Raw genomic sequence first — 15,443 nt, 5'->3', positions numbered from 1 at the left:
CCGGCACGCCACCCGGTCGCGTACACCGTCGCCTCGGTCGGCCCGTACATGTTCAGCACCCGTGCCGACGGGAACACGGTGCGGACACGTTCCAGCACGCTGCGCGGCAGCGCCTCCCCTGCCAGCACCACCGCACGCACCGAAGCGAAGACCGGCCCGTCCAGCAGCACCTGACCCAACGCCGACGGGACCGCCGAGACCAGCGTTCCGGGCCACGTCGCCGGCAGCTCGCCCAATGCCAGCACGTCACGCGCCAACTCCACGCAACCGCCCGCCACCCAGGTGCCGAACACCTCGAACACCGACACGTCGAAACCCAGCGACGTCGCGGCCAGCACCCGGGACAACTCGCCGTCGCGGAACTCGCCCTCGACCCAGGACAGGAAACTGACGACATTGCCCTGCGAGACCAGCACACCCTTCGGCCGGCCCGTGGACCCCGAGGTGTAGATCACGTACGCGGGGCTGTCGGCGTCCACCGGCACCGCCAGATCGCCGTCCGGCCACTGCCCCAGCCGCTCGAACAGGCCCGGGTCGTCCAGCACGGCGACCGGCTCGACCTCGTCACACACCAACCGCACCCGCTCGGCCGGCCACCGCGGATCCACCGGCACGTAGGCGGCCCCCGACTTCACCACCCCGAGCACCGCGACCAGCGCGTCCACAGTCCGGGGCAGCACCACCGCCACGAACCGGCCCGGCCCCGCGCCCACCGACACCAGATGGCGGGCCAGCCGGTTGGCCCGCGTGTTCAGCTCGGCGAACGTCAGTTCCCGCCGCCCGTCCACCAGCGCCACCGCATCCGGGCACCTCCGCACCCGAGCCTCGAACAGGCCGGCCAGTGACCCGGCCGAGGCGGTGTTGGTGCTGCAGTCGTCGAACATGGCGGGCTCCTTCGTGGGTACGCGCTTCGCGGAGGCGGTGAAGTCGGCGGAATGCGCAGGTCGCAACGTCAGCCGTGGTCGGCGTGGCGAACGGGGCGCAGCAGGCGGTCGGTCCAGCTCGCCTCCACGAAGGCGATGGCGGCCGCGCGGCTGTCGGGGCCGAAGACTCCCGTCCAGCCCGCCGGGATGTCGACGGCCTCAGGCCAGAGGCTGTACTGCTCGGCGTCGTTGCGCAGCACCAGGAAGACGCCGTCCTCGGCGTCGAAGGGGTTGGCCATGATCGGGCTCTTTTCGCTCGTGGTCGGCGGGTGGGTGGGGTGCGGTCAGCCGAGGTTCGCCGAGGCGACCGCTGCGGCCTTCTGGGCGCCGGCGCTCTCGACCTCGACGTCGGTCTCGGTCTCGGTCTCGGCTTGGGCCCCGCCGCGCACGTACGTGTAATCACGCACCTTGTGATGGAGCGCGACCGATCCGGCGAGCACCATGAGGATTCCGCTTGCGGCCATGGTCCAGCGCACGCCCACGGCGTCCACCGCCATGGCGGCGACGGCCAGCCCGAACGGGCCCGGCAACAGGGAGATCATCCAGTCGAGTGACGAGACCCGGCCCTGCAGCGAGGTCGGCACCTGCTCCTGGATCAGAGCGAACCAGTTGATGTTGCCGTAGGAGACGCCGAACAGATACGCGACCCCTGCGACGGTCGCGACGACGATGTTCGGCGACACGGCCAGCAGGACGACGGCCAGTCCTGAGGCGCCGAAGCCGATCCAGACCGCGGGCACCCGCAGCTTCGGGTCACGGGATTTCTTCAGCAGTGCCGCGGCCACGCCGCCGATGCCGCTCACGGCCACGTTGATGCCGTAGGCGACCGGGCCGGCGTGCAGCACGTCCCGCAGCAGCAGCGGCGCGAGCAGGGCGAGCGGGATGAAGCCGACGAAGCTCGCCACGCCGACCGCCATCATGTTCCACCACAGCCACGGCCGGTACCGGCTGTAGGCGAGCCCGATGCGGATCTCCTCGCGGACGGACGTGGCACCGTCGGCCTCGCTCCCTGCTTCGGGCGCTGTGCGCGTCACTCCGCGCATGGCGAGCAGGCCGGCGGCGCCTATCAGGAAGCTGAGCGCGTCGAGCCCGAAGGCCCAGGCCGGTCCGATCGCCACGACGATGACGCCGCCGAGCACCGGTCCCGCGACGAACAGCGTCGCCGTCCGGCCGAGCGTGACCAGGGAGTTGCCGGCCACCATCAGGTTCGCCGGCAGCAGTTCCCGCATGATCGCGGTGGATGCCGGCAGGAAGAACGCGTCGGCCAGGCCGAAGACGAAGGCCACCCCGACCAGCGCCCACACGTGCGCCTGGCCGACGGCGTTCATCACGGACACCAGCCCGATCGCCAGGCCGCAGATCACATTGGTGGTGATCATCACGAAGCGGCGGGAGAGCCGGTCCACGAATGCTCCGCCGATCAGCATGAAGACGACGGTGACGAGGGTGTCCGCGCCGACCGCCATGGCCACGATGAACGGGTCGTCGGTGAGTCTGAGCACCTCCAGCGGCAGCGCGACGAGGAACACCCCGTTGCCGAGGAACGAGATGGTCTGCGCGAGCAGGAAGAGCGAGAAGTTGCGGTGCCGCAGGGCGTGGCGCGCATCCTGGTCAATCATGGAAGGTCGTCCTTTCGATTTCGCGACAGAGGGCTAGAGCCGGCGCCACGGAGCGCCGGGATCCGCGACAGCGCGTTGGAGGATGCGGCGGTACGCGCCAGTCCAGCGCGCGATGGTGGACTCGTCGAATTCGTCCCGGTTGTACAGGACCCCGCCGCCGAACCGGCCGGACGGAAGGACCTCCAGGTTCCAGGAGGAACCGAAGGGCATGTCACCGGTCTGCTCGGGCTCCAGCACGCGCTCGCGGATCTCCACCGCGCCGTCGCCGATCGGATAGGTCTCGGCTGCCGAGGGCTGCTGGTGGAAGATGAAGTTCATGAAGCAGTCGGACGGGTTCTGCTCCGGCCGTGTCAGATCGGGTGCCAGCTTGGTTATCTCGCCCATCGGGATCTCGTGCGTGAACGCTCCGGCGACCGCCGTGCGGGTGCGCCGGAGGACGTCGCGGAAGCTGGCGCAGTCGGCGATCTCGACACGCATCGGCAGGAAGTCGATGAGCAGCCCGACGGTCTCCTGGAAGGCGACCTCGTTGCGGCCGGAGGTCAGGACGCGGAAGGAGGTGTCGGTCACCCCGCGGATCTCGTACGCCAGCACGGCCATCGCGGCGAGCAGCAGCATGAACAGCGAGCAGCGTTCCCGCCTGGCGAGCACGGCCATCGACGAGGTGAACTCCTCGTCGTACTCGAACACGTGCTCCGAATAGGGCACCGTGTACCGCTCGGGCATCGGCCGGTCGGTCGGCAGCGTGAACATCTGCGCTCCGGCGAGCCGGTCGTGCCAGTACGCCCGGATCTCCGCGCCCTCGGCGCTGTCCCACTCGCGGCTGCGCGCGCGCTGCCAGAGCGCGAAGTCGCGTGCCTGCCTCACCTCGGGCAGCGCGGGCTCACGGCCGGCGACCCGGGCCGCGTAGAACTCGGCGAGGTCGCGTATCCCCACGCCCACTGACCGGCCGTCCATGCCCAGGTGGTGGTGTACGAGGACGAACACCGAGTCCTGCTCGTCGAAGCGGTGCAGCTGCGCCCGGATGAGCGGCAGCTCGCTCGGGTCGAGCCGGCCGACCTCGGCCTCGATGATCAGCTCCTCGGCCCGGATCTCGCGACTGCGGCCGGTGAAGGGTTCGATGTCGGCCACCAGCAGCGGGACCGCGCAGGGCGGCAGTACCCGCTGATATGGCTCGCCGCCGTCGTGCCCGAAGACGGATCGCAGGATCTCGTGCCGGGCGACCAGGTCGTCGAGCGCGCCCTGCAGCGCCGCGGTGTCGACGTGGCCGCGCACGCGCCAGGCGTTGACGACGATGAAGCGGTCGGTCATGTGCCGCTCGTCGGAGCAGAACACCTCCTGCATGCTCGACAGGGGGAACCGTCCGTCGATCGGCGCGCCGGGCGCGACCGAGCGTTCACTCGCGCGGGTCAGGTCGTCGATCATGATGACGGGCCTAGTTTCGTCAGCAGGCTGCCGACGGTCGGGTGGTCGAAGAGGTCGATCAGCGTGACGTCCGTGCCCAGTTCCTTCCTGATCCGGGCGGCGATGAGCATCGCCTGCAGCGACTGCCCGCCGAGGTCGAAGAAGTCGTCGTCGACACCGACCGTCGCCACGCCCAGCACGTCGGCGAAGATGGCGCACAGCCGATCTGCTCGGAAGTCGTGGACGGCATCGTCCATCTGGTGATCGATCGGGGTGGTCATGGCCGGCTCCTTCATATCTGCGACCGAGGGGAAAGGCAGGGATCTGGATCAGCGGGGCGACCCGAGGGCGGCCCGTTGCACTGAGACTCGCACCGGGCCGTGGCCCGGTCTTCTTCGAAAAAGTCCTGTCGGCTCGCGGAACCAGGCCGCGCATTTCCGAAGACGTGCGGCGGGCGCGGAGCTGACACCTTTAGTGGGAATGCACGCGACCCTCCCCTCACGGCGGTGAGCAGTGATCGACCACGTCCTGACGGATCCCTTCGCGGTGCAGCGGCTCGGCCACGGCGGCGCGGATCCCGTCTTCGTCATCGACTTCCCGACGTACAGCGCTTCGCCGAGGCTGAGCGAGATGCTGGCCGGCCGCCTCGACGACCGCCCGCTCTACCAGGTGGATCCGCTGCGCCCGATGCTCGACGGCCCGGTGTTCCGGTCGCTCGACGTCCTCGCCGGGCAGTACGCGGCGAGGATCGCCGGCCTGCGCGGCGCGTCCGACCGTCCCACGGTGGTGGGATACTGCAGTGCCGGCGGCCTGGCGCTGCGCGTCGCCGGGCTGCTGGAGCGCGTCACGCCGGGCGGCGTGAAGGTGGTGCTGGTCCGGCCCGCGGGGCAGGACCGGGCGGCGGCCTTCGCGACGTTCCACGAGTACCTGATCGGACTCGGCGCGGCGGATCCGCCGGTGCCCGACGGTTCCCGCAGCGCCGAGGACCTGGTCGCGTGGATGGGGGCGCACCTTGCGCAGCAGCTCGCCAGGCTCGCCGCGCGGCACCGCCTGGCGACCGAGGACGAGGCGTTCGGCGAACTGCTCTCGCGCTACCGCGCGTGGCTCGCATTCGTCCTCGCCTGCGCCGACGCGCGACCGCCCCGGCTGTCGGCGGGGGTGGACGTGGTGAGCATCGAGGCGACGGCACCTGGTCCGGTGATCCCGATCGATCCGCCGCGCGGATACCGGATCGTGCGATTCCCCCTGCTCGACGAGGACGACATCCTCGTGCCGGAGCTCGCCGACCTGCTCGTCGACCACATCACCGGGACAGCGGGCGTTCCTGCTGCAGACCGCTGACGGCCCTGCCTGTCCGGGCACGACCGTCCGGCCCGATCACCAGAACCGTGCCGACCGGGCCGCCCCGCCGACTGGTTCACGTGCCGCATCCGGACTAGGTTGGACAAGCGTGGCCTGAGCGTCGAACGTCAGGCACTGTCGATACGAAGGAGCGACTGTGCGCCACCTACCCACCGAGCCGCTGGCGGTCTCCGCGCTGCCAGCCGCCACCAGCCGCGACGAGTACGAGGCTGCCCGCGCCAGTCTGCTGGTCAAGGAGAAGGCGCACACCCGCGCGGGCGACGCGATCGCCGCGGAGCGCCGCCGGCTGCCGATGATCGAGATTCCCGGGTCCGTCACCGTGGTCGGCGCGAAGGGCGAGGTTCCGTTCCTGGACGCCTTCGAGGGTCGGCGGATGCTCGTCGGTTACTTCCACATGTGGCACGACGGCGAGCCGGCCGACGGGCAGTGCATCGGCTGCACCTACTTCGCGTCGCAGATCCAGGGCCCGCTGGCGCACCTGCACGCGCGCGACGTGACACTCGCCTACTTCTGCGAGGGCGCCTACGAGGAGAGCCGCGAGTACGCGGACTTCATGGGCTACACCGCACCCTGGTACTCGGCCCGCGACTCGGGCGACGGGCTGCTGGCCGGCCGGGACTTCGGCTGGCTCGGCTGCTACGTGCGCGACGATGACGACCGCGTCTACGAGACCTACTGGGCGACCGGCCGCGGCAACGAGGCGGGCTTCTGGTCCTACAGCCTGCTGGACCGGACCGCGTTCGGACGCCAGGAGGCGTGGGAGGACTCCCCTGACGGCTGGCCGAAGATCCCGGCCGGCCAGCACCAGTGGCGTGCCGACGGTCGCCCGCTGGCGCAATGGGACGTCACCGGCGAACCCGCCGCGTAGGCAGGCCCCACCTCGGACCGACGTCGGCCGCGCTCAGCCCGGCCGGCGTCCCCAGGCCGAGATCAGCGGGGCGAGGGTGAGGTCGAGTTCGCCGGCGTCGACGGCGGCCAGGTGCGCGTCGATGTCGGCGTCGGCGGCCAGCCCGGCGGCGAGCAGCTCGGCGCGGACCATACGCACGGTCGCGGCCTCCAGCCGGTCGCAGGCGACTCCGCCGACCGGGAAGCTGCCGGCGGCCGCGACCTCGTCCAGGCCCGCCGCCCGCAACACCCGCGGCAGCGTACGGCCGAAGCGCAGGTCGGCGCCGCGGCGCGTCAGCAACTCCCGCACGGCGCGCCGCAGCCGGTTGGCGCGCCGCTGCGCGGGACCGGCCTCGTCCAGGCACGCCAGAGGTTGCAGCTCGGTGTCGGCATCCTCCACCAGCAGCCAACCGCCGGGCCGCAGCGCCGCCGCCATCGCCGCGAGCGCCCGGACCCGGTCGGGCACGTGCACGAGCACGAGCCGGGCGTGCACCAGGTCGAACGTGCCCGGCTGCGGCGGCGGGTCCGCGACTACGTCGTGCCGGAGCACCTCGTACCCACCGTGCGGGTCCAACCAGCCCGGATCGATGTCGGTGGCCAGCACGTATCCGGTCGGTCCGACGGCCGCGGCCAGTGCCTCGGGAATGCTGCGACCGCCGGCGCCGACCTCCCAGCAGCGCCAGCCCGCCCGCACGCCGAGCCGGTCGAAGTGCCCGTGCGTGACACCGTCGAACAGCTCGGCCAGCCAGGTGAACCGCTCGCCCGCCTCCACCCGGGCGTTGTCGAGCAGGTAGCGGTGATCCCCAGGGTCGACGACGTGCGGCGAAGAGCTCATGCCCACATCCTCACCGCCCACCGCGTGCTGTGCCAGCGCGCCACGTGATCGACCGGCCGAGCACCGCCATGCCGACCATCGGATCGATGGGCTTGACAGGAACACTCGCGGCGACGACTCTCGCGGGAGAGCGCTCTCTGCATGTCCCGCGGCACGGACCAGCCCCCCGCGCCGCACTGTCCCATCCACCCCCGACAGGGAGAATCCATGTCAACGCGCATGCGGTCCGTGGCTCGCCACCGCGGCCCCGCTCACCTGCTCGCCGTCACGGCAGCACTGATACTGCTGCTCGCCGGCTACGTCGTCACCCTCACCGGGTCCGGCGCGCACGCCGCCGATCCGCTGATCACCCCCCACTGCGGCGCGTCCGCGTCATCCGCCGAGAACGCGGGCACTCCCGCGAGCGCGGCGTTCGACGGCAACACCGGCACCCGCTGGTCGAGCGGGTTCAGCGACCCGCAGTGGATCCAGGTCGACCTGTGTGCCACGTACACCGTCAGCCAGGTCGTGCTGAACTGGGAGGCCGCGTCGGCGCGAGCGTTCCAGATCCAGCTGGCGAGTTCCGCCGCCGGGCCCTGGACCACGGTCTACAGCACCACCACCGGCCCCGGCGGAACGCAGACCCTCGCCGTCAGCGGCTCCGGCCGCCACATCCGCCTGTACGCCACCGCCCGCAACACCGCCTACGGCTACTCGCTGTGGGAGTTCCAGGTGTACGGCACGACCGGCGGCACCGGCGGCTGCGGCACCGCCAACGCCGCGCTGAACCGGCCCGCCACAGCGTCCTCGGCGGAGAGCGCCGCCATGTCCGCGGCCGCGGCGTTCGACGGCAGCACCGGCACCCGCTGGTCGAGCGCGTTCAGCGACCCGCAGTGGATCCAGGTCGACCTCGGCGGCGCGCTGCCGATCTGCCAGGTCGTGCTGAACTGGGAGGCGGCCTCGGCCCGCGCCTTCCAGATCCAGGTCGGCCCGAGCACGACCGGCCCGTGGACCGACGTCTACGCGACCACCACCGGCGCCGGCGGCACGCAGACCCTCAACGTCAACGGCGTCGGCCGGTACGTGCGCCTGTACGGCACCGCCCGCAACACCGCCTACGGCTACTCGCTGTGGGAGTTCGCGGTCCGGACGGGCAACGGCCCGACCAGCCCCAGCCCGGTGCCGCCGAGCAGCTCGCCGTCGCCGAGCCCGGGTGGCTTCTGGGGCGAGACCGGCAGCATCCCGCCCGCCCAGAACGTGGTCATGCTCAAGATCCTGAACCGGACGAACGGGCGCTACCCCGACAGCCAGGTGTTCTGGAGCTACAACGGCGTCGCCCGATCCATCGCCGAGCAGCCGTACTTCGACATGCCGGTCAACACCGCCGGGCGCATGTACTTCCACCTCGGCTCCCCCACCGGCCAGTACTGGGACTTCATCGAGTTCACCGTCGGGCCGGCGCAGTTCAACGGCAACACGACCCGGGTCGACGCGTTCGGGCTGAAGCTGGCCATGCGGCTGGTGTCCCACACCGGCTACGACGTGGCCGTCGGGGAGGACCAGGCCACGTTCGCCGAGGACCGGGCCGTGACGTTCCAGCGGTTCGTCAACGCGGTGCCGGCGGAGTTCAAGCACCTCGGGCAGGTGCAGGCGCCGTACCGGATCCCGACGCCGGGCAGCGACCCCGCGTTCCGGCCCGGCGGCCAGTACGCCACCTACCTCAGCTCGTACGCCGCGTCGGTGGGTGTCACCGCGACCACCTCCGACATCACCGGCTGTGCGGGAGTGCTGGCCAACGACCCCGCCATGTGCTCGGCCCTCAACCGGCACGTGGCGCACCTGCCGCGCGCCCAGTGGTCGACGCCGAGCCTGTATTACCAGGCCGCGCCCGCGAACTACTACTCGAAGTTCTGGCACGACAACGCCATCGACAAGCTGTCGTACGGCTTCCCGTACGACGACTACGCCGACCAGTCCTCGTTCGTGTCCGCCGGCAACCCGAAGTTCCTGCTGGTAGCCGTCGGCTGGTGACCGTCCATGCCCACCCGGCGCCTGCGCGTACGACGTGTGCGGGCGCCGGGCCGTCCGCGCGTTGTCGACAGGTCATGGCCCGGCGAACGCATCGCGCAGCGAGTCGGGGTCGATATCGGTCGGCCGCACGCTTACCGACCTCAAGGTACGGACGATCTCTTTTGCGAGCCGCCAGACCGCTGCGCGGTACGCATCCCTGGAGAGTCCGAACAGACCTTTCGCGTAATAGGCATCAGCCACCCCCCGCTCGACCGACCCTGGATCGAACAGGTGGGTATGGCGGATCACCTTCGGTGTCTGCGTCCTGCTCACCGGCGTCCATATGACCGGGATGATGGCCGGTCCTGACGCAGTCTCACGGCGGGAGAAGGCGTCCCACTCCTGTCCGCAGTGCTTGCTGGCGACGTAGCCGGGCGAGAGCAGGGCCACGAACACCTGACAGCTTCCCAGGGCCTCTTTCTTGGCACGACCCCATGGTTCGCGATCTGTTGGCGACGACAGGTCGATAAACCCGAGATTGTCGGTTCCGACGAGCTCCCCCACATCGGCGCACAGGTCCTCGAACAGGGTGGTGACCGCGCGAGCACCGGACTGCTGCGAGGTCCTCGCATAGCTCAGGAAGAACACCGGACTGCGATCCGTCCTGGTGGGCCTTGCCGAACCGCGGATCCCGGACAGCTTGATGAGGTCTAGCTCACCGGTGAGCCAGCGGTGCAGCATGCGTCTCGCGTCGACGGTGAGCCGCAGTCCGAGTTCGCCAAGTCCCGCAGCGGACTCCGTCGAGCGCATGAACGCCATCCGGCCGAGATCGGTGTGCTCACCAAGGTAGGGCGCCATGCCGCGCCGCGTTAGATCCTCAAGGAACGGCAGGCACAGCAACAGCCGCGCTGGGCGCTCGGCAGACGGCAGGTCGGGCCACAGGTTGACGAGGTCCAGCACTGCCGACATCGCGAAAGTTGTCAGGTCCTCCGTCGCCCATGGGGTTTTCGCTCTCGACAGCTGGCTGGTGAGACTGTCGAGCCAGCCGTCGTCCACCGGCCATTCGGCCCGAAGAATCTCGTGCGCGGGCGGCGGGATCAGCTGCCCGGAGACATAAGTGGTCTCGAAAAGCGGGGCGGTGCCGTGGTGCGCGACGACCGCCCCGACAAGGGCCGGCCGATGCTGCGCGACGACCGCCCCCAGCACTCGACTGGCGCGGACCGCATCAGGAATGAGGGCGACCGCCCTTGCCTGCACGGCGCTCCAGCCAGGATCCTCCTCCACGAGGAAGCGGTGCAAGGTGCACGCAAGGTACGTCTTGGCCTCATTGCCGTCCTCGATGCCGCGTGCCAGGGCGGCTTCCAACGCGCGCTCCACAACCGGCGCCGTCGCCAGCCGAGAAGCGGTGAGTATGTCGGCGAGCGGTTGGTCGTTGCGCGAGGAAAGGACAGAACCATCGGGCTGCTGACGCCGATCCAGGTCCAGGCAGGCCAGATCGACGCAGCTGTCCACGATCCGAGAAACGGTACCCGACGACAGCAGCACGACTCCTAGTAGCCTCGCGCAGTATGCGGTCGCTTCCACGGTCGGTTTGCCGGCCATCGCCAGGTTCACGAGTTTGTCGGCGCCGCTCACGCGACTCCGGTCGATCACTTGAGCCGTGAGCTCATTGACGGCTTGCCAGCGAGCGTCACCGAGATGAGGTTCGATCGCTTGGTAGACATCAGCGGGATCGCGGCTCTCGCGAACAAGATACTCGGCGGCGAAGTACTCCAGGAAAGTGCGATGTGCGAAGCCGAACATCGGTTCGCCGGCTGTGGTGCCGACCTCGGTGAGGACCCACGCTCGCCCAGCACAGTAGTCGAGAAACGTTCCAGCCACGTCAGACGCTGTTTGTTCGTCTGCGATGTCCCATTGCAATAGGTATTCGGTGAGAATTCGCAGCGCCTGCCGACGGGTCAGGACCCCGCCTCCGCCGGCTGTGAAGATCTGCCAGGCCAGCGACTGGACTGCTCCGCGAAGCGTTCCGTAGTCGAACCTGTGGATGCCGATGGAGCGCATCGTGTCCCACTGGTCGAACATCATGGCGGCGCAGCGATCGATCAGCCGCGCACGATTGTCGGGGATGAAGCCTTCTGTCGCATACATAGTGCACAGCAGGGAGAGCATGAGCGGGTTCTGGACCAGGTCGGCCACGGTCACGGCCTCGGCCAGGAACCCGTCCGCCAGCCTGTCTCCCCTGTCAGGGGGGAGAGTGTCGCCGATGCGGAACCATTTGCGAACGTAGTCGCTGATCTCGGTCTCGGTGAAGGGGGCAAGCTGGGCAACGGTGAACACTCCGTCGTCCAGCGGCGTCACCGGGTAACCGATGGGCCTCGCGGTCACCACGACAGTCGTCTCCGGGAAATCTCGCGCAGCGCCTTCGATCACGCCGACCATGTGACGGCGCGCTCCGGCATCGATCAGCTCGTCCAAACCGTCGAAGAGAAGCACGGCCCGGCCCGCCTCCAGCATCGCTTCGAGAAGCACCTCGGGCGCGGATATGAGCATGTTCTCGAGCGTCCGTTGCAGCAGTTCGATCAGAGTGAGCTCGCGATTCCCGAAGTCTCGCAGCCTGACCAGGAACGGAACTTGCCGGGTATTCTTTGCCGTCGCCCACGCGAACTGCGACAGAACGGTCGACTTCCCACTCCCGGGATCGCCCAGGATGACGATCCGGGAGGCGCGCCCCAACAGCTCGTCCAAGGTGGTACGTCCTGAACCTGCCAGCAGGAAGGGCTCGACATAGAGCTCGTCCACCGGCAGCACACGGCGCGTTTCCGCCTGGGGCAGTTGAATGTGGCTGAGATAGGGGAGCGAGAACTCCCGGATCCTGGTCGCCAGCTCCTCGGCCTCCGGACTCAACCGCACTCCCGATGAGGGCGGTTGTGGCCGTGTGCCGGTTTCGTCGGCCGGCCCAGGGGATGGCCGCAGCACCCGACTCCGGGTGGCCGCTTCCGCAGCGCCGGCGGTAACACTCATCCACAGTTCGATGTCGCGGAACGGAAGACCGCCTCCGGTCAGGAAGGTGAGGCGGATCGGTTCCGCCGTCGAAAATTCCGGCTGCCCGACGTGGGCGACGAACTCGATAGGCCCGTAGGTCCCGCCGAACCGATGAACTACCAGCGTGTTCGAGCCGCGGGATTCCACGCGGCACCACGCGGTGCCCTCGGCAAGGCACGCCACCGAATACTCCTCCAGCTCGTACGGCCAGTCCTCGACGAGGTCGGTGTCGAGGTCCACCGTGATCAGGTAGCTCTGGCCCGGTCGGACCTCGTGCGGCCAACTGACGACGGGACGCATGCTGACGACCCGGGCGGCGGTCATGCGGACGGCTCGTTCGAGGTGGCAGTCAGGTGCAGGACCGTGTCCGGATGCCCGAAGTAGACATAGGCGAAGCTCTGGAAGAAGCGCTCGAAGTCCTGGTCGTTCCGCGAGTCGGCCTCCTCGTCGTCCGCCCGCGGCCGGACCCGGTCGACGGCCTTGCTGCGATGCTCCCGTAGCAAGGCCGCGAGTCGCTGCTGCACATCCTCGGCGGCCAGGAGCCGCGCGGCGAAATCGTGCGAATGGTCCAGATCGACCTGGCCGAGAGTGGCCAACACGCTGTTGGCACCGCGCCGCAGGAACAGCTCGGCGAAGGTACGGGTGGCCACGAACGAGTGCGGGCCGGGCCTCGCCGGTGACGCCGTGTCGCAGGCATTGAGGAACACCAGCGCCGGGAATGTCGCCAGGGCACTCATCCGGAACTCCTCGACGTCCACCATCGTCATCTCCGCGAGTTCGAAGTCGCTCATGCTGTCGCCGTAGATGCCGTGACAGCGCACCAGCACGAGGCCGAACCTGCTGCGCGTACTGTCGAGAGCGGTGAGCAGCTGCCACATCCTGCGTTTGGCGGTGGCGCCGTAACGCGCGAGCGGCTCGTCCAGCAGCGGACGGCCGTCAGGGTCGAAGATGTCGGCGCTCTCCAGTGCGAGAACACCGCCGGTGCATGTTGCCGGCACCGCCGTGTAGGAGGCGACGCGGCCGATGTCCTTGATGGAGGTCCACCGGATCACCTCGACTTCCGCACCCACCCACCGGTCTGACGGGTCCAGGTAGACCGCCTCCCACGGAATCTGAAAGCCTGTGTTGTCCCACACGACCAATCGCAGTGGTCCGTGCTGATCCTGGTCGCCGAGAAGACCGTCCATCCACCCGATGAGCCGCATGAAGTCGCACCACCAGGCGCGCAGCTCCTTGTACGCCCTCTTCCACTCCTTGGTCCTGAGGATCTCGGACATGGTTGCCTTGGGCGCCGACTGGACGGCGATCTCTTCCGGACGTGACTCGTCGGATTCGCCGTTGAGGAACCAGTGCAGCTTGAAATGCGATCCTTCGGCGGTGACGCACAGCAGCGCGGTGCGGGCGGGGAGGCTGTCGGGCAGCCCCGGATAAGCCGGGCTGAACGTCGTCGGCTCCTCACGCGGCCTCTGTATGTTGGAGGTCACCGCTGCCTGCCGTGTCCGCTCCTGGACCGCGGTCTGCCCACCGTCAGCGGTGGTGAAGGTCTTGATCCCAAGCGTCTCGCGCTTCGGCTCCGTCATCACTTCCGCCGCTGATCCGCAAACGGCACGGGGCTGGTCACCCTGCCGCCCAGGGCCTCGGCCAGATCGAAGGCCAGGTGTGGGTACGGCGCGAGGTCCGGGGTGAGAACGACGGCACGCACGCCGCGCAACTGACCAACCGCCTTCGCGGCTTCATTCGCGTCCGCCACGCCGCGCGAACCGACGACCGTCGCCACCGCGCCCCTGGTGCTGTCCAGGAACGGCACGTTGCCCCGGGCGTCGGTCACCACCAGCAGCAGTGCCTCCCGCACCGGACTTCGCCTGCGTCGCAGCAGGTGCCTGAGCTCATCGGCCGCGAGGTCGATGGCGTGCGCCAGTGGACTCGCGCTGCCGGGCTCGCGGTTGAGCGAGGCGACCACACGCGGGTCGAGCAGGTCGCGCGCTCGGTACCGATCCGCGCGCAAAGGCTCGGGTGCGGAGCGGTATCCGAACTCCACCAGCGACACCACGGCACGGGCGGTGTATGCCCAGCGCAGGTAGGAGGCGAGGGCCGGTGCCCAGTCCCATCCGCGGTGGCAACTGTGGTCCAGCACCAGCACCAGCGCCGCAGCAGGCTCCGGTCGCCTGCGGTGCCGACGCAAGTCGCTCGGCTGGATGACCAGCCCGCCTGCCCCGCCGGACCGCACCGCTCGGAACTTGGCCGCTTCGAGCAACGTCGGGAGAACGGCGAGATCACGCAATGACTTCGTCCGCTGGCTGCCGATGATCTGCCCGCGGGCTGCGTGGGATCCCGCGTGCCGGTGCCACCATTCTCGCAGAGCCATCGGCTCGGACAGCGCATCGCCACGGTCCTCCGGAAAGAGCTCCGCCGTTGCCGGACCCGCGTGCTCGAGCCGGCCGAGGGTTTCCGGCACGCCACCTGATCGCAGCGGAACCGGTTCGGCTTCCATCCCATCCACGAGCGCCATGTCCTCGGTGCGCGATCGACGGTCCGGGATCTCACGTGCAGGTTCGGGCTCGGGTTCAAGCGCCTGCGTCAGCGGGTCGGGCACCCGCTCCGGTGCCGCGTCGGGCACTACGCCCAGTAGCGCGGCACCGGCGTCGACATCGGACACCGACACGGTGTCAGCGCCGTGGCAGGCGGCAAGCGCGCGGCTCAGGCGGCCGAAGGCTATGTCACGACGCATGCCTGGGGCAGGACCGGTCAGCTCGATGATCCGATCGAGCGCCTCGGCCGTGAAGACCGGCGACCCGGTCAGGGGTGGTGGTCCGAGAAGGCGTCCCAACCATGCGAGCTCATACTCGTCATCGGCCGCGTCAAGGGACACACGGTCCGGATTCACGATCCCGCCGGCCTCGCACCGGATGGGGAACCGGTCGAGCAGGTGAGCGGGCAGGTTCGCCAGCGCCTCGCGGTGGCAGGCGGCCAGCCATCGCGCGCGAGGTTGCCACACGGCGCTGAAGCCGTGGCGTTGGCTGCTGGCCGTATCCGCGCCGGCAGTGGTCACCACCGCCCGGCGCACGGCCAGACTGGCGGTGGACAGGTCCGGCACCAGGAAGACCGGAGCCGGCTCCGAGCCGGTCTCCACGATCAACCCGGGTCCCGTCGCCAACCCCGATGCGGTGAACTTCACGCTGGACCAGAGATCGTCGTCGGTATGCCACGATCCCAGCGTCACCACTGGCGGACGGCCTCCACCGCCGGCCTGGGCGCAGTCAGCCAGCCAGCGGCCGGCGGCTGTGAGCAACAACGGATCCAGGTCCACGAAGAGCACGCCGTGCAACCGCGGCGCGGCCGCCAGGCAGCGCACCAACCGCAGGAAGCGATCGAGGACCTGATTCATGC

12 protein-coding genes are annotated in these 15,443 nt (G+C 69.5%); 3 read left to right on the top strand and 9 right to left on the bottom strand.

Going from position 1 to position 15,443, the window contains the following annotated elements:
* From Cco03nite_RS10665 to Cco03nite_RS10645, 5 genes are all read right to left on the bottom strand, one after another.
* On the bottom strand, positions 1-884 hold an 884-nt coding region (locus tag Cco03nite_RS10665), incomplete at its 3' end, for an AMP-binding protein (protein ID WP_203691770.1).
* 68 nt (positions 885-952) lie between these two features.
* Positions 953-1,162: an MbtH family protein gene (locus Cco03nite_RS10660; RefSeq protein WP_275412027.1), complete on the bottom strand. Its 210-nt coding sequence runs from the start codon at positions 1,160-1,162 to the stop codon at positions 953-955.
* Positions 1,163-1,207: 45 nt separating this feature from the next.
* Positions 1,208-2,542: an MFS transporter gene (locus tag Cco03nite_RS10655; RefSeq protein ID WP_203691768.1), complete on the bottom strand. Its 1,335-nt coding sequence runs from the start codon at positions 2,540-2,542 to the stop codon at positions 1,208-1,210.
* Between the two features lie 33 nt (positions 2,543-2,575).
* Positions 2,576-3,964, bottom strand: coding sequence for a condensation domain-containing protein (locus tag Cco03nite_RS10650; RefSeq protein ID WP_203691766.1), 1,389 nt, complete (start codon positions 3,962-3,964; stop codon positions 2,576-2,578).
* A complete protein-coding gene (locus Cco03nite_RS10645; protein WP_239167279.1) occupies positions 3,961-4,224 on the bottom strand; it encodes a phosphopantetheine-binding protein in 264 nt (87 codons plus the stop codon). The genes Cco03nite_RS10650 and Cco03nite_RS10645 overlap by 4 nt, the downstream gene beginning before the upstream one ends.
* 232 nt (positions 4,225-4,456) lie before the next feature.
* On the opposite strand from Cco03nite_RS10645, the gene Cco03nite_RS10640 reads away from it, so the two are divergent.
* Positions 4,457-5,284: a hypothetical protein gene (locus Cco03nite_RS10640; protein ID WP_203691762.1), complete on the top strand. Its 828-nt coding sequence runs from the start codon at positions 4,457-4,459 to the stop codon at positions 5,282-5,284.
* A 157-nt stretch (positions 5,285-5,441) separates the two neighbouring features.
* Positions 5,442-6,173, top strand: coding sequence for a DUF899 family protein (locus Cco03nite_RS10635; protein ID WP_203691760.1), 732 nt, complete (start codon positions 5,442-5,444; stop codon positions 6,171-6,173).
* Positions 6,174-6,206: 33 nt separating this feature from the next.
* On the opposite strand, the gene Cco03nite_RS10630 is transcribed toward Cco03nite_RS10635, so the two are convergent.
* A complete protein-coding gene (locus Cco03nite_RS10630) occupies positions 6,207-7,025 on the bottom strand; it encodes a methyltransferase domain-containing protein (protein WP_239167278.1) in 819 nt (272 codons plus the stop codon).
* 207 nt (positions 7,026-7,232) lie between these two features.
* Here Cco03nite_RS10630 and Cco03nite_RS10625 point away from each other — a divergent pair, with 207 nt between their 5' ends.
* Positions 7,233-9,035, top strand: coding sequence for a galactose-binding domain-containing protein (locus tag Cco03nite_RS10625; protein WP_239167277.1), 1,803 nt, complete (start codon positions 7,233-7,235; stop codon positions 9,033-9,035).
* 72 nt (positions 9,036-9,107) lie between these two features.
* Here Cco03nite_RS10625 and Cco03nite_RS10620 read toward each other — a convergent pair whose 3' ends face one another.
* From Cco03nite_RS10620 to Cco03nite_RS10610, 3 genes are read right to left on the bottom strand one after another with little or no spacing between them, the layout of a single operon-like run.
* On the bottom strand, positions 9,108-12,380 hold the full coding sequence (locus Cco03nite_RS10620) for an NACHT domain-containing protein (protein ID WP_203691758.1): 3,273 nt from the start codon (positions 12,378-12,380) through the stop codon (positions 9,108-9,110).
* Positions 12,377-13,636, bottom strand: a complete 1,260-nt coding sequence (locus tag Cco03nite_RS10615; protein ID WP_203691756.1) for a CHAT domain-containing protein — start codon at positions 13,634-13,636, stop codon at positions 12,377-12,379. Before Cco03nite_RS10615 ends, Cco03nite_RS10620 begins: the two co-directional genes overlap by 4 nt.
* Positions 13,636-15,441 carry a vWA domain-containing protein gene (locus Cco03nite_RS10610; protein WP_203691754.1) on the bottom strand — a complete coding sequence of 602 codons (1,806 nt, stop codon included), beginning with the start codon at positions 15,439-15,441 and terminating at the stop codon, positions 13,636-13,638. Before Cco03nite_RS10610 ends, Cco03nite_RS10615 begins: the two co-directional genes overlap by 1 nt.
* Between the last annotated feature and the right edge of the window lie 2 nt (positions 15,442-15,443).

This window comes from Catellatospora coxensis (assembly GCF_016862635.1).
In the GTDB taxonomy this organism is placed as follows: domain Bacteria; phylum Actinomycetota; class Actinomycetes; order Mycobacteriales; family Micromonosporaceae; genus Catellatospora; species Catellatospora coxensis.
Note: the sequence above shows the minus strand (reverse complement) of the source record. Positions and strands in the feature narration are given on the sequence as shown.

What these genes read in the sequence shown, in the direction of transcription:
- Cco03nite_RS10645 (WP_239167279.1), bottom strand. Translation starts at nt 4,224, where the DNA reads ATGACCACCCCGATCGATCACCAGATGGACGATGCCGTCCACGACTTC.
- Cco03nite_RS10615 (WP_203691756.1), bottom strand. Translation starts at nt 13,636, where the DNA reads ATGACGGAGCCGAAGCGCGAGACGCTTGGGATCAAGACCTTCACCACC.
- Cco03nite_RS10625 (WP_239167277.1), top strand. Translation starts at nt 7,233, where the DNA reads ATGTCAACGCGCATGCGGTCCGTGGCTCGCCACCGCGGCCCCGCTCAC.
- Cco03nite_RS10650 (WP_203691766.1), bottom strand. Translation starts at nt 3,964, where the DNA reads ATGATCGACGACCTGACCCGCGCGAGTGAACGCTCGGTCGCGCCCGGC.
- Cco03nite_RS10620 (WP_203691758.1), bottom strand. Translation starts at nt 12,380, where the DNA reads ATGACCGCCGCCCGGGTCGTCAGCATGCGTCCCGTCGTCAGTTGGCCG.
- Cco03nite_RS10610 (WP_203691754.1), bottom strand. Translation starts at nt 15,441, where the DNA reads ATGAATCAGGTCCTCGATCGCTTCCTGCGGTTGGTGCGCTGCCTGGCG.
- Cco03nite_RS10655 (WP_203691768.1), bottom strand. Translation starts at nt 2,542, where the DNA reads ATGATTGACCAGGATGCGCGCCACGCCCTGCGGCACCGCAACTTCTCG.
- Cco03nite_RS10630 (WP_239167278.1), bottom strand. Translation starts at nt 7,025, where the DNA reads ATGAGCTCTTCGCCGCACGTCGTCGACCCTGGGGATCACCGCTACCTG.
- Cco03nite_RS10660 (WP_275412027.1), bottom strand. Translation starts at nt 1,162, where the DNA reads ATGGCCAACCCCTTCGACGCCGAGGACGGCGTCTTCCTGGTGCTGCGC.